At 55.3% G+C, this 17,994-nt stretch carries 18 protein-coding genes and 2 pseudogenes; 3 read left to right on the top strand and 17 right to left on the bottom strand.

Going from position 1 to position 17,994, the window contains the following annotated elements; translation table 11 throughout:
* Nucleotides 1-5: 5 nt before the first annotated feature.
* The 12 genes and pseudogenes from metK to tsaB form a co-directional block, all read right to left on the bottom strand.
* Nucleotides 6-1,175, bottom strand: coding sequence for a methionine adenosyltransferase (gene metK, locus CMN55_RS07960; RefSeq protein ID WP_293949186.1), 1,170 nt, complete (start codon nt 1,173-1,175; stop codon nt 6-8).
* A gap of 141 nt (nt 1,176-1,316) precedes the next feature.
* Nucleotides 1,317-1,742 (bottom strand): helix-turn-helix domain-containing protein, encoded by a 426-nt coding sequence (locus CMN55_RS07955; protein ID WP_293949184.1) that lies wholly within the window; start codon nt 1,740-1,742, stop codon nt 1,317-1,319.
* A 119-nt stretch (nt 1,743-1,861) separates the two neighbouring features.
* Nucleotides 1,862-3,439 (bottom strand): apolipoprotein N-acyltransferase, encoded by a 1,578-nt coding sequence (gene lnt / locus CMN55_RS07950; protein WP_293949182.1) that lies wholly within the window; start codon nt 3,437-3,439, stop codon nt 1,862-1,864.
* Entirely contained in the window at nt 3,436-4,356 is a 921-nt protein-coding gene (locus CMN55_RS07945) for a hemolysin family protein (RefSeq protein WP_293949181.1), read from the bottom strand. Before CMN55_RS07945 ends, lnt begins: the two co-directional genes overlap by 4 nt.
* On the bottom strand, nt 4,353-4,931 hold the full coding sequence (ybeY, locus tag CMN55_RS07940; RefSeq protein WP_293949179.1) for an rRNA maturation RNase YbeY: 579 nt from the start codon (nt 4,929-4,931) through the stop codon (nt 4,353-4,355). The genes CMN55_RS07945 and ybeY overlap by 4 nt, the downstream gene beginning before the upstream one ends.
* A 7-nt stretch (nt 4,932-4,938) precedes the next feature.
* The gene (locus tag CMN55_RS07935; protein WP_293949177.1) at nt 4,939-5,979 is read right to left on the bottom strand and encodes a PhoH family protein; all 1,041 of its coding nucleotides are present in this window, start codon (nt 5,977-5,979) and stop codon (nt 4,939-4,941) included.
* An 8-nt stretch (nt 5,980-5,987) separates the two neighbouring features.
* A complete protein-coding gene (miaB, locus tag CMN55_RS07930; RefSeq protein WP_293949175.1) occupies nt 5,988-7,349 on the bottom strand; it encodes a tRNA (N6-isopentenyl adenosine(37)-C2)-methylthiotransferase MiaB in 1,362 nt (453 codons plus the stop codon).
* A 125-nt stretch (nt 7,350-7,474) separates the two neighbouring features.
* A complete protein-coding gene (locus CMN55_RS07925; RefSeq protein WP_293949173.1) occupies nt 7,475-8,284 on the bottom strand; it encodes a lysophospholipid acyltransferase family protein in 810 nt (269 codons plus the stop codon).
* Between the two features lie 23 nt (nt 8,285-8,307).
* Nucleotides 8,308-8,793, bottom strand: a complete 486-nt coding sequence (locus CMN55_RS07920; protein ID WP_293949171.1) for a Fur family transcriptional regulator — start codon at nt 8,791-8,793, stop codon at nt 8,308-8,310.
* Between the two features lie 90 nt (nt 8,794-8,883).
* Nucleotides 8,884-9,300 carry a Ros/MucR family transcriptional regulator gene (locus tag CMN55_RS07915; protein ID WP_293949169.1) on the bottom strand — a complete coding sequence of 139 codons (417 nt, stop codon included), beginning with the start codon at nt 9,298-9,300 and terminating at the stop codon, nt 8,884-8,886.
* A gap of 144 nt (nt 9,301-9,444) precedes the next feature.
* A pseudogene (locus tag CMN55_RS17135) lies at nt 9,445-9,906 on the bottom strand (GNAT family N-acetyltransferase).
* A 2-nt stretch (nt 9,907-9,908) separates the two neighbouring features.
* Nucleotides 9,909-10,622: pseudogene (gene tsaB / locus CMN55_RS17130) on the bottom strand (tRNA (adenosine(37)-N6)-threonylcarbamoyltransferase complex dimerization subunit type 1 TsaB).
* Between the two features lie 107 nt (nt 10,623-10,729).
* Here tsaB and ddpX point away from each other — a divergent pair.
* The 3 genes from ddpX to CMN55_RS07900 are packed head-to-tail and all read left to right on the top strand — an operon-like array spanning nt 10,730 to nt 13,149.
* Entirely contained in the window at nt 10,730-11,293 is a 564-nt protein-coding gene (ddpX, locus tag CMN55_RS07910) for a D-alanyl-D-alanine dipeptidase (protein ID WP_366932010.1), read from the top strand.
* A gap of 41 nt (nt 11,294-11,334) precedes the next feature.
* Entirely contained in the window at nt 11,335-12,351 is a 1,017-nt protein-coding gene (locus CMN55_RS07905; RefSeq protein ID WP_293949165.1) for a polysaccharide deacetylase family protein, read from the top strand.
* 27 nt (nt 12,352-12,378) lie between these two features.
* Nucleotides 12,379-13,149, top strand: coding sequence for an HpcH/HpaI aldolase family protein (locus tag CMN55_RS07900; protein ID WP_293949164.1), 771 nt, complete (start codon nt 12,379-12,381; stop codon nt 13,147-13,149).
* 60 nt (nt 13,150-13,209) lie between these two features.
* Here the strand turns inward: CMN55_RS07900 and CMN55_RS07895 are convergent, their stop codons facing one another.
* The 5 genes from CMN55_RS07895 to CMN55_RS07875 form a co-directional block, all read right to left on the bottom strand.
* Complete coding sequence (locus CMN55_RS07895; protein ID WP_293949163.1) at nt 13,210-14,253, bottom strand: malate/lactate/ureidoglycolate dehydrogenase; 1,044 nt, start codon at nt 14,251-14,253, stop codon at nt 13,210-13,212.
* A 25-nt stretch (nt 14,254-14,278) separates the two neighbouring features.
* Complete coding sequence (locus tag CMN55_RS07890; RefSeq protein ID WP_293949161.1) at nt 14,279-15,049, bottom strand: glucose 1-dehydrogenase; 771 nt, start codon at nt 15,047-15,049, stop codon at nt 14,279-14,281.
* Between the two features lie 136 nt (nt 15,050-15,185).
* On the bottom strand, nt 15,186-16,112 hold the full coding sequence (locus tag CMN55_RS07885; protein WP_293949159.1) for a glucosaminidase domain-containing protein: 927 nt from the start codon (nt 16,110-16,112) through the stop codon (nt 15,186-15,188).
* Between the two features lie 277 nt (nt 16,113-16,389).
* Nucleotides 16,390-16,875: a universal stress protein gene (locus CMN55_RS07880; RefSeq protein WP_293949157.1), complete on the bottom strand. Its 486-nt coding sequence runs from the start codon at nt 16,873-16,875 to the stop codon at nt 16,390-16,392.
* A gap of 52 nt (nt 16,876-16,927) precedes the next feature.
* A complete protein-coding gene (locus CMN55_RS07875; protein ID WP_293949155.1) occupies nt 16,928-17,917 on the bottom strand; it encodes a DUF2333 family protein in 990 nt (329 codons plus the stop codon).
* Nucleotides 17,918-17,994: the final 77 nt, after the last annotated feature.

Genomic DNA, 17,994 nt, shown 5'->3' with positions numbered 1-17,994 from the left:
GCCGGTCAGGAAAAAGCGGATTTCAGGCTGTCCACAAGATCGGTCTTTTCCCAGGAAAATCCACCATCGGCGTCGGCTGTCCGTCCAAAGTGGCCATATGCAGACGTCCGGGCATAGATCGGCTTGTTCAATTGCAGATGCTCGCGGATACCCCGCGGGCTCAGGTCCATCACGTCCCGCAGTACCTTCGCGAGCTTGTCTTCGGAAACCTGCCCGGTGCCATAGAGATCGACATAGAGGGACAGCGGCTTGGAGACGCCAATGGCGTAGGACACCTGTATGCAGCAGCGTTCGGCAAGGCCGGCAGCCACCACATTCTTGGCAAGATAACGCGACGCATAGGCGGCGGAACGGTCAACCTTCGTCGGATCCTTGCCCGAAAAAGCGCCGCCGCCATGGGGCGCCGCGCCGCCATAAGTATCCACAATGATCTTGCGGCCCGTCAACCCGGCATCCCCGTCCGGGCCGCCGATAACAAATTTGCCGGTCGGGTTGACGTAAAATTCATCCTCCGGGCACATCCAGCCCTCCGGCAATGTTTCCATCACATATTTACGGACAATTTCGCGCACATCATCGGTGGACAGGTCTGCATTATGCTGGGTGGACACAACAATGGATGTCGCCCGCACGGGTTTGCCATTTTCATAGGCCAGGGTGACCTGACTTTTGGAATCCGGCCCCAGGCCTTTTTCCCGGCCGCTATGGCGCGCATCCGCCAGCGCCTTGAGGATGTTGTGGGAATAATAAATCGGTGCGGGCATCAGAACATCGGTTTCATTAACCGCATAGCCGAACATGATTCCCTGATCGCCCGCGCCTTCATCCTTGTTGCCGGCGGCATCAACGCCTTGCGCAATGTCGGAGGACTGAGCATGCAGGTAGACATCGACCGCCGCGTTTTTCCAATGAAAACCGTCCTGCTCATAGCCGATTTCCTTGACAGCGGCGCGGGCGGTTTCCTCAATCAGGGCCTTGGTAATGCTTTCGGGTCCGCGAACCTCCCCGGCAAGGACAATGCGGTTCGTCGTCGTCAGGGTTTCGCAGGCGACGCGTGAATAAGGATCCTGCGACAGATACAGATCGACGATGCTGTCAGAGATCCGGTCACATACCTTATCCGGATGTCCTTCTGAGACTGATTCACTGGTGAAAAGAAAGTTTTTAGCTGGCACGCGGACATCCTCTTTATCTAATGGCGGCACCCATAGACGGCATTCGATCAGGAAAAGCATATACGGGTAGAATAAACCTGCCGCACTCTAGCAAAAACAGTCAGAGGGTCAAGAAAATCCGGGACGCCGGCGAGGATATGGTCAATCGGCTCCGCCATCCGGATCCCGCGCCTCACCCTCTTCGGCGGCGAGCGCCTTGATCACGTCGAAAAGGCGTTTGCGGATCTCCAGATTATCAATCTTGTAATAGGCGCGCACCAACTCCAGAGTTTCACGCTTGCCAAGGAAATCATGCTCGAATTCATCCGGCGGCTCTCCCAGCCCGGCGACGGCGTTTGTCCCGGCCTCCGGCATTTCTTCAAAGAAATAGGCGGGCTTTACATCCAGTATCCGGCTTAACTCGAACAGGCGACTCGCGCCAATGCGATTGGCGCCGCGCTCATATTTCTGGATTTGTTGAAAGGTGAGGCTGAGTCGCTCCCCCAGTTTCTGCTGACTGAGGCCAAGCAACGTGCGACGCATCCGAAGTCGGCTTCCGACATGCACGTCCACCGGATGATTTGCCATCTAAATTCCTTTTATCAAGATTTGCCTGATGAAACAGAGGGACCCCAATACTCTTACAAATACTTTGGAAAATTATCTTAAAAGTTGATTTATCCAGTATGTTCAAAAGAGATAAGTAGTCAAGACGACTTGCGGATGTTTTTCGGATTTCGTCGACTGAGCAGAAGGCCCGACAAGAGGAATAGTCCGGTCAGGATGAGCGGGATCATCTCCCCGAAACGGGCATAAACCGTCCGTTCCGTGATCGGCATGGGCAGGCTGCCATCCAGCACCCCGGTCTGGTTGAGGGAGAGTTTCTCCTCGATGCGGCCATAGGGATCTATGATGGCCGAAATACCCGTATTGGCGGCGCGGATGACGGCCACGCCCTGTTCAATGGCGCGGGTGCGCGCAATGGCCAGATGCTGATACGGTCCGGATGTATTGCCGAACCAGCCATCATTGGTGACATTCAATATCCACGAGAAGGGTCTATCCGGCGCAATTTCCCAGGGGAAGGCAATTTCATAGCAAATAAGGGCCCGGGCGGGCGGCATGCCGGGGACGGAGATCACTTTTTTTGCCCTTTTGTCAGGCGTCGCAAAATCCGACATATTATCCAGCGCAGGAATGAGTTTCGTCAGCCCGGTTGCCTCCATCAATGGACGAAGCGGCATATATTCGCCATAGGGAACCAGATGCTGCTTGTCATAGATATCAAGAATTTCGCCGTTTGCCCCCAGAACATTCAGACTGTTCCAGTATTTCTGTTGCACAGGGTCCCGCCGCGGTGCGCCTGTAAAAATTGCGCCACCCGGGGAAAGGATCTGCGCCAGTTCCCTTTGCAGCGGGCGCGCCGTCGTCAGATAATAAGGCACCGCCGTTTCCGGCCAGATATAAAAACGGGGCTTTTCCCCTTCTTCGATCAGGCTGAGGGAAACAATCTTCTGCAAATGTTCGAGCAGCCGGTCCATCTTCCATTTGTCGGTCTGCTGTATATTGGGCTGGACGATCCGCAGGCTGGTATTGTCAAAGCTGGCAACCGGCCCGGCGGGGATGCGGACATAGCCGGCGCCCGCAAGGATGACAAACAGGGCAATCATTCCCCCGACCGCTGCCATCGCGGTTTTTCGTGGTGTTTCCGTTTCTCCGAAAAGGGCAGGCAGACTGGCGAGGAAGACAGTGAGCAGCGTCAGGCCATATATCCCGACATAGGCGGTTGATTGCAGGATAACGTCAACAACGCTCCAGCTATATCCGACAAGGTTCCAGGGAAAACCGGTGAAAATGACACCGCGCACATATTCAAAGGCCACCCAGAATCCGGTAAACAGAAGGATACGGGACAGTCCGCGGGCGCCGGTCATGTGGGTGGCCAGCGTGGCAAGACCGGAGAAGATCGCCAGAAATGCCGGCAGGACAATGACGGGCAAGGGCATCAGAAAGGCATGGGTGTCTGCGTCGATGGTAAAGGCAACGCCGATCCAGTAAAGCCCGGCGATAAACTGTCCCCAGGCAAACCACCACCCCGCGAGGAAGGCCTGTTTCTTTGTCGATGCGGCGGAGAGTATCCAGACAAGTACTGTAAAGCTGAGCGGCAGCAGGAAAGCCAGATTGACCGGCGGCAGCGCCGCCGCAACCATTGCTCCCAGAAGAAAGGCACACAGGTATCTTTTGACAGGCGACAGCCCGGATATCCAGCGATTAAGTGCGATCATTCCGCAGCGTCAGTCTCAGGCGGGCGGCGGTGGATTCGCACCCGTTTCACTTTACGGGGATCCGCATCAATGATTTCAAAATCAAGACCGTCCGGATGAGAGATGATTTCCCCCCGCGCCGGTATCTGTCCGGCAAGCTGGAACACCAGCCCGCCAACGGTATCGACATCCTCATCTTCCTCCTCGGGCAGCAGATCAGTCTCGACGAGAGCTTCGAGTTCCTCTATCGAGGCGCGGGCATCGGCTTCGATGGTGCCGTTGGAGGCGACGATGATTAGCGGGCCTTCCTGCTCGTCATGCTCATCCTCGATATCGCCGACGATTTCTTCGACCAGATCTTCAATGGTGACCAGGCCGTCAATGCCGCCATATTCATCGACCACCGCCGCCATATGAATATGCGTAGCCCGCATTTTCAGCAGCAGGTCAGGCACCGACATGGAGGGCGGAACGAACAGGATTTCGCGGCGAAAGTTCTGCCAGCGGCCGGGATTCTTTTTACCCCAGAAATTGATTAAATCCTTGATGTGAAACATGCCGGTAACATTATCCAGCGTTTCTTCATAAACAGGCATGCGGGAATGGTTGGTTGCCTTGAAGCGTTCAGCCACCTGTTCAAGGGTCAGGCTGGCGTCAATCGCCTCGATATCGGCGCGGGGAACCATCACATCGCTGATGCTGAGTTCGCTGAAACTGAGAATATTGGTCAGCATCAGCTTTTCGGAAGGGTTTATGGATTGTTCGGGATCGTCATGTTCCTCGATCAGCTCTTCCAGTGTCGAACGGACGCTTCTTTCTGTCTGCTGTCCGATCCCCAGAACACGCTTCAGCATATGCAGTACGGCGTTCGATTGTTTTTGCGTTGTCGGGCTGTCCGGGTTTTCGGACAGGCTCGTACTCGACACGTTATCGGTCATTTTTTGTCGGGGGTCTCCTGTGGCGACGGATCATATATTTCATAAGGATTGGCTATATGTAGGTGTCGCAAGATTATGATTTCAAGATTTTCCATCTCTTCGGCTTCATTTTCGTCGATATGATCGAAACCGGCAAGATGTAAAACGCCATGGACAAGCAGATGCGCCATATGGTCGGTGAGGGGTTTTCTCTGTTCTTCCGCCTCGCGCAGAAGGGTTTCCCGGGCCATGACAATATCCCCAAGGAGGAGCGGTTCGCCTGTCCGGGCGGCCTGTACCAGTTCGCCGGCCTCAATCGGGTTGCCGGGAAAGGACAAAACGTTGGTGGGGCTGTCCTTGCTGCGATAATCGCGGTTGAGCTCCCGGATGGCAGCGTCGTTGGTGAAAAGCAGGCTGATTTCCACTGCCGGAACCGCATTGCCGGGCGCTGATTTCAAACCAAATTCACGGCAGAGCGCGGCAAGAGCCGTCCGTGTGACAAGATTTGCCCTTTCATTCAGATCGGGCAGAAGATCCTGCCAGACCGGGTCCTCAATGCTGATCGCCAGATCGAATGAGAAGGGAAGGGATGTCATGGGGCAATCAGGATTTTCGGGATTTGAGGGCCAGCTGCTTTTCGCGGTCATGTTCCCCATATGCCTTGACGATACGGGTCACCAGCGGATGGCGCACTACGTCGGCTTCTCCAAAGTGGATGAAGTCGATGCCTTTCACGCCTTTCAGAATATCGACAGCTTCGTGCAGGCCGGAGCGCACCCCGAGCGGCAGGTCGATCTGGCTGAGATCGCCGGTTACCGCCATGCGGGAGTTTTCCCCCATCCGGGTCAGCAGCATTTTCATTTGTACCGGCGTTGTATTCTGCGCCTCATCCAGAATAATGGCAGCATTGGAAAGGGTTCGACCACGCATGAAAGCAAGGGCAGCCACCTCGATTTCGCCATTTTCAAGGCGCTTCACCACCTCTTCCGCGGGTAGCATATCATAGAGCGCATCATAGAGCGGGCGCAGATAGGGATCGATCTTGTCACGCATGTCGCCAGGCAGAAAGCCGAGCTTTTCACCGGCTTCTACTGCGGGGCGGGCCAGGATAAGCCGGTCCACCTTGTTCTCGATCAGCATGGCAACGGCATTGGCGACCGCCAGATAGGTCTTGCCCGTCCCGGCGGGGCCGAGGCCGAAGACCAGCTCATGGGTGCGCAGCGATTTGACATAGACCGCCTGATTGGTGGAGCGTGGTGTGATCCGCCGCCGTTTGGTGACGATCATTTCGCTGTTGCCGGAGACAGAACCGCGGCTGCCATCCTCCGCCGGGGCGCTGCCCGCCATGCGAATGGCGCCATCCACTTCCCCCTCCGTCACATCGAGGCCTTTTTTAAGCCGTGCATAAAGATCGAGAAGGGCGGACTTTGCGGCGGATTGCGCGTCTTTGCTGCCGGTGATGGCCATTTTATTCCCGCGGGAGGCAACGGATACGTCAAGCCCCTGTTCTATGCGGGCCAGATACCTGTCATGCTCGCCGACAAGCTGGGCAAGCAGATGGTTGTCATCAAATTCGAGAATGATCGCGTTATTCTGATCGGGTGCGGGTTTGGGAGATTTACTGCTCGATGGATGTTTTGCCACGTCTGTTCCTATGCCGCATCCGCGACACTTCCAGGTTTCAATTCGCCTCGCAGGGAATTAGCGTTTCCTTCCCGAACGATGACGGTTGCGATGCGTCCGATCCGGTGCGCCGGGGAGGGCACGAAAACGGACTGCATATAGGGGCTGCGGCCAACGAGCTGGCCTTCGCGTTTGCCTTCTCTTTCCAGAAGGACGTCAACTTCCCGACCAACGAACCCCTGGTTATAGGCAAGCTGCTGCTCATTCAGCAGCGTCTGAAGGCGGGCCAGTCGCTCCGATTTCACGGTTTCATCGATCATCTGATCGGCAAGGACCGCGGCTGGTGTCCCCGGTCGCGGGCTGTATTTGAAGCTGTAGGCCTGGGCATAGCCGACGTCGCGAACAAGCTGTAGCGTATCTTCAAACTCCTGATCCGTCTCACCGGGAAAGCCGACAATGAAATCGCCGGAAAGGGCCAGATCGGGCCGGAAGTGGCGCAGCCTGTCAATAATTCGGCGATACTCATCCGCCGTATGGCGGCGGTTCATGGCCGCAAGGATGCGATCAGACCCCGCCTGAACCGGCAAATGCAGATAGGGCATCAGAATATCCACATCGCGATGGGCGCGGCACAGATCTTCCGTCATTTCCAGCGGATGTGACGTGGTATAGCGGAGCCGGTCCAGCCCCTCCAGCTCCGCCAGCATATGGATGAGGGTTGCCAGGCTCACCGGCTTGCCGTCCGGCCCGTCACCATGATAGGCGTTCACATTCTGGCCCAGCAGGGTGATTTCCCGCGTCCCGGCCGCGATCATGCGTTTCGCCTCATCAATGATGGCGGCGGCGGGGCGCGAAAATTCCGCGCCGCGCGTATAGGGAACCACGCAGAAGGCGCAGAATTTGTCGCAGCCTTCCTGCACCGTGAGAAAGGCGGACAGGTTTTTGTCGATTGCCTCCTCCGGCAAATGGTCAAATTTCGGCTCCGGCGGGAAATCCGTTTCCAGAATATGTCCGACGCCACGTGTCGCCTGCGCCACCATCTGGGGAAGCTGATGATAGGATTGCGGGCCGAAAACCATATCCACATAGGGCGCCCGCTTCATAATCTCCGCCCCTTCGGCCTGGGCCACGCAGCCTGCGACGGCAATGATCATGCCGCCTTCATCACGCGCCTCTTTGTCGCGGCGCATGTTGCGCAAGCGGCCGAGCTCGGAAAAGGTCTTCTCAGACGCCTTTTCCCTGATATGGCAGGTGTTCAGAATTGCCATATCCGCGTCAGCCGGTTGATTTGTCAGGGAATATCCCAAAGGGGCCATCAGGTCTGCCATGCGGGCTGAATCATATACATTCATCTGGCAGCCATATGTCGAAATATAGAGTTTTTTGCTCACGCTTCCTTGCCAACCTCGTCGGATTTACTCGTCTCAAATGCTGATTTGAAGGCCGTTTCTTACCATGAATAAACTAGCAGTAATATGACAAATAGAGAAGCAGGGGATGCATTTTGCCGGAAAAATCACCTGACGGTCCGTGATTCGGGTCTTTCGGGCTCGTCCCGGCCGGTCAGCGCCCGGCTCAGGCTCTTGGCAATGGTCATTTGGCAATCGCTTGCCATGGTTTTTCGAGAATCATAATCATCGATCGTGACCGGGGGATGAAACCGCAGTTCGGCGGTGATTTTGCCGCGCTTGAGATATTCCCAAACGTGGCTGAGCAGTTCCTCGTCTCCGACCCAGGCGACAATCCCCATGGTGCCGCGAGTGAGGGGAATGCCGTTCATGCGGCTGTAGGCCAGCGTCACGGGCTGAACCGGCAAATGCCGGTCACCTATTTTCCGTTCTGCCAATCCAAAATAGGCGCTTTTGAAACTCTGGATGATAATGCCGTTTGAGGATGTTCCCTCAGGAAACAGAAACAGATTATCGCCCTTTTCAAGATGTTCCTGCATTTCGCCTTTATGCCCCTTGATGGCGGGTCGGCTGCGTTCGATAAAAATTGTCTGCTGCAATTTTGATATCGGACCAATCAGGGGATAGCTTTCGACCTCTCTTTTGGCGACAAAACTCCCGTGCAGGGCGCTGCCGATGACAGGAATATCCAGCCATGAAATATGATTGAGGACAAAAAGCGTCGGTCGGGATTTCTCGATTGTTCCCGAGGTAACCACCTTGACCCGGAGAAGACGACAGAGTCCCTTGTGAAATATCCGGGGAATGCAATAACGGTGCTGCTTGAAAAACAGCAGGATAATCATCTGGACAGGCGCCAGAAGGCCGGCCCAGATGAAGATGGCCAGAATGGTGAGAGTGGCTTTGATTTTGTTCATTTCCAGAGGCGCGGGATTAGCTCTCAATCGGCCTTGCGGCCATGAAAGGACTGTCGGATGTTAACAACGGATTCTTCCGGCGGAACCTCCTTCACCGCAGAATTTGATAGCGGCTTGCCATAGAGTTCGAGACGATGGTCGATCAGCTCGAATCCCAGCTCCTCCGCAATCTTNTTTTGCAGCTCTTCAATCTGATCGCTGGTGAATTCGATCACCTGCCCGGTTTGNACNTTGATCAGATGGTCATGATGTTCGTCCGANNCNTCCTCATAACGGGCGCGGCCGTCTCCGAAATCATGACGNTCCAGAATGCCNTTTTCTTCGAACATGCGNACGGTGCGGTAAACCGTTGAGATGCTGANCGTATCATCTATTTCCGATGCCCGTTTATAAACGAGCTCCACGTCCGGATGGTCTTGTGANTCTGACAGCACCCGCGCGATAACACGGCGCTGTTCCGTCATACGCAAGCCTTTGTCGAGGCAAAGTTGTTCCAGGCGAGTTGGCATGTGAACCTCTGANTGCAAATTNTCTGCCGAATCTTCTNCGGCAGGTCTGATTTTATACAAATTATTNTTTNGGGCCAGCGAAAGTAGGGATTACTTGCTTNTCGCTTTCTTNCGGCGAGTGCCCAGCCCGATTTTCTTGGCCAGATTGCGGCGCTGTTCCGCATANTTCGGNGCCACCATCGGATAGTCTGCCGGCAGGCCCCAGCGTTCCCTGTATTCTTCCGGNGTCATGTCNTAGGATGTTTTCAAATGCCGTTTCAGCATTTTCAGCTTTTTGCCGTCTTCAAGACAGATGATATAGTCCGGATGGACAGATTTCCGGATNGACACGACCGGTTCCGGCTTGTCATCTTCCTCGGNTGCTTCGCCGACGGTTGACAGCGTNTTGAAAACGTCGTTGATAAGCGTCGAAATNTCANTGGCGCTTACCGGATTGCGTGACAGATGAGANGTTACAATATCCGTTGTCAGCGCGAGAAGTTCTAGCTTTTCTATTTTCTCAGACATTGTAATNGAACCTCCATTACCCAAAAACGNCTTGCAGTGTATAGACAATATATATTTTAAAATCGAATATAAAATAAAATAAAGCAAAAANTTAATCGGCAGAACTTATTGATACGTATTAACGTTTATTTCCTGCTTTATAGGTTAATGCAAATTTTTAAGCATCAAAATGGCNTCTTCCNGGGTCTCGCCATGCAAGTANTATCCCGGTCTCTGGCCGATTTCTTTAAATCCGCTTGATAAATANAGCCTCCGGGCGGACAGGTTCTGCGCCCCCACNTCAAGCAGCAGCCGTTCGGCTTTTAACTCCCGCAGGTATGCCACNCCCAGTTCGAGCAGTTGCCCCGCATANCCNCGCCCGCGNTAATCGGGNCAGGTTCCGAGCGTCAGGATTTCACATTCATCCAGCACCTGNCGATACANCGCGAAAGCGACGGGTGTNTCTNCANGGCTCAGNATTTGCAGGNTCGTGCCGGGAACATTGAGGGCTGATCGGAAGGACGCTTCATTCCATGGCGNGCTGAAACATTCNGCATGTAAGGCGGCGGCCAGGGCCGCGGCAGATGCNTCGCTGAAAAANACTGTCGAAAGCGGNTCAGNTGCCATACTCAGCCCTGATCATTCATTGCCGGATCAATGCCGCCCGGCAGNTTGGCATCNGGCGCCCGNAGATANAGCGGCGCGGGGGGAGGGGTGNCCGNTGCCGGAAGCCCCCGCGCTTTGGCGAGCCGNGCAATGTGCAATGCATCGGGGTCGTGATCAAGGGCGGGAAGGTGATATTGGCTGGAATGAAACTCGGGCAGNTGTGCAAGNAGGGNNNCNCCNGATCCCAGCAGGACAGCCGGATCGGNGCCGATAATCGGCAGGGCNTCCTCTGGCCGGATGGCCATGGGGTCTGTTTTCGGGANNATCAGNGCGGGTGTCGCAAGGCGCTCAAAAACCTGAAGNTATANTTCACCCCGCCGTGCGTCCGNCGCGACGATGACGGGTTGATNGCCGNCGANNTCNNAAGGCACNGCGGCNGCCAATGCNTCCAGCGTNGTAATGCCNACAACGGGCTTGCGGGCGGCAAGGGCCATGCCGCGGGCGGCGGCCAAACCGATCCTGAGACCGGTGAAGGTNCCGGGGCCGATTGAAACGGCAATCAGATCCAGCATTTCATATCGGATGTCGGCTTCACGCATCAGCGATTCGATTAGCGGCATCAGCGTTTCCGCATGGCCGCGGCGGCGCTTTTCATGCACATGGCCAAGCACCACCGCCCCGTCCGTGATGGCGACGGAACAGGCATTCATGGCCGTGTCAAACGCCAGTATCTTCATTCTGTTGCCTTCCGTATTCGGGCCATGTAGGGTCGTGATGCGCCCCGAGTGTTACGCTCTCTGCGGCATGATTTCAAGTCAGCAGGTTCAAGATGCCCCTGAATGAGATGTTAACGGAAATCACCCCTGACCGCTTCGATGTGGAGCTGGATATCCGTTATGCAGGTTCGAATAATTTCACAGGCGCGCCCATCTATTATCGTGGAGCCTGTTACCTCAATTTGGAGGCAGCGGAAAAGCTGCGCCGTGCGGTTGAGCTGGCGGCGGCGCTTGGGCTTCGATTCAAGATATTTGATGCCTTCCGGCCGACCGAAGCGGTGCAGGCGCTCTGGGATCACACCCCAAATCCGGACTTTCTCTCTCATCCCGCCAACGGTTCGCCTCACTCCAGAGGCGCGGCCATTGATCTTACGCTTATCGACAGGTCAGGTCAGGAGCTGGACATGGGAACCGGTTTTGATGCCATGACGGTTGCCTCCTACCATGGATCTCTCGATGTTTCAGCCGAAGCGCAGCGTAATCGCGCGTTACTTCTTGGGATCATGACGGCGGCCGATTGGGATTTTTACCGGAATGAGTGGTGGCATTACCAATTGTTTAAGCCTCGTCGTTACCCTACGCTCTCTGACAAGGCAGCCGGAAGCCGGATGATGACCGGGGGCGGCGATTAACAACGGGTGATGAACCGATGAGAAGAGCAAGAAAAAGGTTTATGGCAGCTTGCGGGGCGCTTTCCCTGTGTCTGGCGATGGTGCAGGGCGCATCGGCGGTCATGGCGGCCGACTGGGCAAGCGTGATCATGTATCACCGCTTTGGTGAAGATCAGTATCCGTCCACCAACATCCGGATCGAGCAGTTCAGGGAACATATCGCAGAATTGAAAAATGGTCCCTATACCGTTCTGCCCCTCAACGAAATCGTTGATCGGCTTGAAAGCGGCGAAGCGCTGCCTGACCGGACGGTCGCGCTGACAATGGATGATGCCTATCTTTCGGTTTATGAGATTGCCTGGCCTTTACTGAAAGAAGCGAACCTCCCGTTTACGGTTTTTGTTGCCGTTGAAGGGGTCGACAGACAGCTTCCGGGCATCATGAACTGGGATCAACTGCGGGAGCTTCGCGATGCGGGCGTGCATATCGGGCATCACACCTATTCCCATTCGCATTTGCCGACCATGAATGCGGAGGAAATCGAAGCGGATATCAATCGCGCCAGCGAGCGCTATCAGGCCGAACTCGGGTTCGTGCCGGCAATCTTCGCCTATCCTTATGGCGAATATGGCAATGACGTTAAATCCGTCATCCGCCAACTTGGATTCAAGGCGGCGTTCGGTCAGCAGTCCGGCGTTGCCTTTTCCGGCCATGACCGGCTTGAATTGCCGCGCTTCACCATGAGCGAGAATTATGGCGGTATCGGCCGGTTTCGTCTGGCGGCGAATGCATTACCGCTACGGGTGACGGATGTAACCCCTTCGGAAAACGTACTAACGCGTAATCCGCCGAATTTCGGCTTCACCCTTGTGGAGGATTACGGAAATCTGAGCGGGCTGTCCTGCTTCTCGTCCAACCAGACGGGTGGGGCGGTGCCGATTGAGAAAATAGGCGACTCCCGTATCGAGATCAGGCTTTCCTCGGCTTTCAAGCCGGGACGTGGGCGGATCAACTGCACACTTCTCGGGCCGGAGCGGCGCTGGCGCTGGTTCGGCTCACTGTTCTATATACCGGGCTAAACAATCATAATAACAGGGGAGGGGAACATGAGTTTTGCCAGAAAACTTAAGGAAAAACTGAAGGCCGGGGAAAAAACCACCGGATGCTGGCTCTTTTCCAACTCTCCGGACATGGCGGAGATCATTGCCTCAACGGGCTTTGATGCGCTGATGATTGATCATGAGCATGGCTCGGGCAGCCTGGAGATGGCGATCCATCAGTATCGCGCCGTTCGCACAGTCAGTGACGCACCGGTCCTGATGCGGGTGCCGTGGAATGATACGGTGCTGATCAAGCGGGCGCTGGATACCGGTATGGACGGCATCATGGTGCCGTCGGTCAGCACGGCGGAGGAGGCAGAGGCCGTTGTCGCGGCCTGCCGGTATCCGCCGCATGGTATTCGCAGTGCCGGTGTTGGTGCGGCCCGGGCGGGGACATATGGGCGCTACGCGCGCGCATATCTTGAAAATATGAATCAGGATATGATGATCATCTGTCAGATCGAGACGAAAGAAGGGGTCGAGAATATCGACCGCATCGCCGCCGTTGACGGCATTGACATGCTGTTTATCGGACCGAATGACCTGTCGGGCAGCATCAAGAAGCTTGGCCAATTCGATGACCCGGAAGTCAAGGCCCTGCTGGAGGAGGCGCGGGATCGTATCAAGGCCAGCCCCGCCTATCTCGGCTGTATCTCAAAGGGCGCGCAGCAGACCAATGAGCTGTTCGCCGAGGGTTATGACTTTCTCCTTTGCGCGGGTGATACCAATCTGGTGGCGACGGCCGCAAAAGATCTCCTCAGTAATCTGAAAAGGTGAATATTTTCATATGGATACATCTTATATATAAGATGTATCCATAGTCTGTTCTTTTGCCGCTCACGCAGAGATATTGAATTTCGCGCCCGCCTCGACGATCTGACGCCAGCTTTCCGGATCAATTTCTATGCCGTCTGCGCGGCGTATGTCACGCTGTTCCCGTTCCGGATCGCCGGGGACGAGAACCTTGCCAAAGCCCTCACGCGGCGGGGAGGCACGGACATAATCGCACATGGCTTTCATTTCACTGGCGATATAATCCGTATCTGTCAGGCGGCCCGGATCGATCACGATGGACAGCATATTGTTGATGATACGGGTATCACGCACATTTTCGGGCTGAATGGTGCCGCCGCCGCCAATGGCGCCGGTCAGCAACTCGCACATCAGCGCCAGCCCATAACCCTTATGATCCGCCATTGTCAGCAAGGCGCCCGACTGTTCGGCAAACATGACGGAGGGGTCGGTAGACGCATTCCCATCCTTGTCGATGATCAGCCCTTCTTCAACTTTCTTGCCGCTGTTGTTGGCGACCCGGATCTTGCCGAGGGCGACCTTGCTGGTGGCGAAGTCGAGAACAATGCGGGGCTCGTTTGCCGTGTCCGGCAGGGTGATGCAGATGGGGTTGGTGCCAAAGCGGGCATCAGATCCATGGTGCGGGGCGACAATACCTTTATGCCCGACGACATTAACGAAATGAATGGACACAAGACCTGCATCGGCGCATTGCTCCCCATAGGTGCCGACGCGGCCGATATGGTGGGCGTTACGCAGGGCCGAAAGGGCCAGGCCGGTTTCCTGTGCCGTGGCGATCGTTTCCGCTACCGCCTCGCGGGCGACGACCTGTCCAAAACCGGACCGCCCATCGAACACCAGAATAGAGCCGTCCTTTTTTATCAGCTCCGCATGTTCGTTCAGATGAAGATAGCCGTTCTGGATGTTTTCGACATAGCGGGGCACCATGCCGACGCCGTGGCTGTCATGACCTGACAAATTGGCGAGCACCAGATGGTTGGCGACAATGGCAGCTTCCTCAGGGGTGCTTCCGGCGGCTGTGAAAATCGCCTCGACAAAGCGGGTCAGTTTATCATGATTGATACGCATTTTTTATTCCCTTGTTGTGCAGCGTTCAGATTGCCGTGGCCCCGCCATCGATGACGATTTTGGCGCCGGTGATATGGCGGGCCTCGTCCGAGGCGAGAAACACAATAGCATTGGCGATATCGATAGGCTCGCTCGGAACTTTGAGGGGGACGAAACTTCCGATGCTATCCCATCCTTTGGCCACGTCCCCGCCATACATGCCCATCAATTCATCTCCCATCTCCGTGCGAACGGGATCGGGATGAACAGAATTGCAGCGAATCCTGTAGCCTTTCTGGGCGCAGTGAAGGGCAACCGTCTTCGTCAATTGACGCACCGCCGCTTTCGATGCGCCATAGGCGGCAAGCGTTGGCGTTGCAATCAGCGCGGCAATAGACGACACATTGACGATCGCGCCGCCCCGCTCCTTCATGGCGCCGATAGCTACCTGACAACCGAGAAAAACGCCCTCCACATTCACCTTCTGGATGGCGCGCCAGTGATTGAGATCCGTATCCTCGATCGTTTGATGATCGCTGATCGCCAGAATACCGGCGTTATTGATCAGTATATCAATCGCGCCCGCCGTCTCTTTTGCCGTTGCGGTGACTTTTTGCCAGTCCTCCTCACGCGTCACATCATGGGGGATGAATTTTGCGCGCTCGCCAAACTCCCGAACCGCTGCTTCGCCCGCAGTCCGGTTGATATCTGTCATGATGACGAAAGCGCCTTCCTCGACAAAGCGGCGGGTTGTCGCCAGTCCGATGCCGGCCGCCGCCCCTGTGATTATGGCAGTCTTGTTTTTGAGCCGATCCATGCCCTCCCCCTTTTTATGTATGACGGCCGATAGACAGAACTGATACAGGCTCTGCTGTCTCCGTAATCATAGTTTCACATCAACAGCAATTTTGCGAGATGGAATGTATGCGGTAGGGGGGCCGTAATACGGTCTGTCAGGGGGCAAGTTCCGCCGTCTCAAAATCCTGGAGGCGATTGGTTTTGATAAGATTGCGAAGGTTATTTACATATTCAAGGCCTTTTTCCGAATAAGCCTGAAGCGTTGCAGCGAGCCCGAGACTGTCGGTGCTCATGTCCGGACCATCCTGCAACGCGGCGCGCGCTTTGCGGAAGTCCTCATAGGCAGGATGGGTATTAAGGTTATGGACATAGGCCGAGATTGATTCGGCGACGCTGTCAAAGCTTTTGACTTCATGGGTATCGCTGCGCTCCCGCTCTTCCGGCACAATCCCGTCTCCGCTGGCCCAGGTGCGCTGCCCGAAAAGAGCGTTGCCTTCACGGACAAAGCGTGACGCGCCCCAGCCTGATTCCTCGACCGCCTGCGCAAGCGCAATGGAAACCGGCACAGTATCAACCCTGTCCAGCAACTTGAAAGGATCGCTCGCGTCCGTGCGATAACCGGCGGCAAGTTCTTCCAGCCATTGGCGGTCAGTCTCGGCAAGGGATTTGCCAACTGCTTTTACCTGTAGAAGGCCATTCAGCCGCTGTCGTTGCTCGGCGATTTGCTCATTGACGTTGAGGATCAGGGGCAGGACAAGCTTGATGAAAGTATTTTTGCGTTCATCGACATCCGGGATGCTGTCGATATCGACGGGTATTTGCTCGACATAAAGGCGGGGTACAGGCTCCCCGCGGCGGATATCATCCAGCCGGTAATCAACGCGGGAGAGGATGTCATCAAGCTTCGCAAGATCGAAAGCGTCTTGACGTGACGATTGAACGACGACCCCGGCCGATGTGGATTGAGTATGCGATTCCCTGGCGCCGTCAATAAATTCGGGCACGACATAGAGAACGGCAAGTGAAAGACCCGCAAATGTTGCGATCTTGCCCGATCTGAAACCGGATTTCAGTAGCTGCATTACCTAAATTGTGCTCGGCGCTGTTGTCGGATGAACCACTCCGCAGGCAACAGGCCCGAACCCTCATCACATCAAATGAAACAGGACTTTAACGGTCTCTCACGACTGTCAGGAACCGGAATATGTGAACAGTCACCTGCAAATTCAAGTGTTTAATCAATGGGACGGTTTTGCCAGTTAATTCAGTCGCTTGTAAATGAACTGCAGGGAAGGGGGTGTCGAACGGATGTGCTTTCCGCCTGCTTTGGCGAATCGCGATAGGGCATATTGCCAAAACTCAGGTGACGGCATCAAGCTGCCGGGTGGTCAGGTTGCCGGGGACAACCGTAATGGGGATGGCGAATGTGCCGGACATTTCACCGACAAGACTTTTGATCAGCGGGCCGGGCCCGCCGGAATCGGGGGACGCGGCAAGCACCAGCACACGAATATCCGAATCTTCCTCAATCAGCGCCAGAACCTCTTCCTTTTTAAAGCCGTCCCGGATGACAAATTCCGGCACGATTGTTGTTTCGCGCTGAATTTCCTCTGCCAGATTTTGCAGGATTTCTTCTGCGGCCTGGCGGGCTTCTTCCCGCATGGCCTGTTCCACGCCCATCCAATGCTGGAATTCCGGGGGCTCTATGACATACAGCAAAATCACTCCACCGCCCACATGCCAGGCGCGACGGCTCGCGAAGCGGATCGCGGATTTGCATTCCGGCGTCTCGTCAACGACGACCAGGAATTTGTTGCGTACGCCAGTCGTAGCTTCGTCTGACATAAAGGCTCCGTCAATTGTTCTCGATGACGTTATCCTGCCATTATCGGCGCAGTTATTTCAAGAGAATGTTGCTGATCTCCTGAAGCTGCGCACGGGCGCGCAGAACATAGAAACCCTGTGCAGTCAGATGGTTAGGCAAAAGTTGGGAGTCCGGCGCCGCATTGACAACAATGAAGGGATCAAGGGCAATTACCGATTTGAAGCTGGCAAGCATCTGATTCCAGGCATTTATCAGGCCCCGTTCCTTGATCAGGCCTTCATAATCCTGATAGAGGGATTTCAGTAGCATATAATAGCCATAAGCCTGCCCTTTGACGCCATAAAAGATATCGTCAGCATGGAAGTCGATAATCTGGCCGGAATTTTCATCAATATGCTTGTCGATTGTCGCGGTTGACGAGCCGATATCAAGAGCGATGCGATCAAGTGTGGCGAGCAGATTGTCCGCCCGCCGTTCAAAGACAGCATTTCCCGCGGCAAGTCGCTTGTTATAGCTAATAAGGGAGGCACGGGCTTTTTCGTATTGCTCTTCCGAGGCGGCAGTCGGCAAGAGGGAAACAGTCGGGTCCCATGCCCATTTCGTCCCGGAATATTGCAACAGCCCGGCCGCCTCTTGCAAATCGCGGTCCGTCTGGCTGGACCCGCGGGTCCGGCCGATCTGGTCGGTCAGTTCAAAGCTGAAACGCGCCAGCGCGGAAATGATGCCCTGCTGATAGTTGGGCATATTATCGAGGGCGGAGGAGGGCATGAAGAAGGGATCATTCGCCGTCCAGCGGTTGACATTGATTTCCCGGTCGATAAGCCCGGCCATCATATTCACGGCATGGCTGCCACCCGCAACAACATTGGCGCCGGACGGGACAAATTCCGTATCGTCTTCGACATTATGGACCATCATCATACCGATGGGATAATATAACAGCAGAAGCAGGACAAAGATCAGCAGGACGGGTTTCCAGCTGCGCTTCACCCCCTGCTTGACGGCCTGGGTACTTCTGCCAAGGCGTTTTGTTTCCGTCCCGTTACTGCCGATCTCGCTCATCTCTGCGTCCCATTGCCAGGTAAAGATATTTTGTCAGGCCATGATGCAAGATGTATGTCGTCTGATGTTGAGTTACA

Origin of the sequence: Sneathiella sp. (assembly GCF_002694385.1) — a bacterium.
GTDB lineage: Bacteria > Pseudomonadota > Alphaproteobacteria > Sneathiellales > Sneathiellaceae > Sneathiella.
The sequence above is the reverse complement of the archived record's forward strand: the minus strand, read 5'-3'. Positions and strand labels throughout refer to the sequence as shown.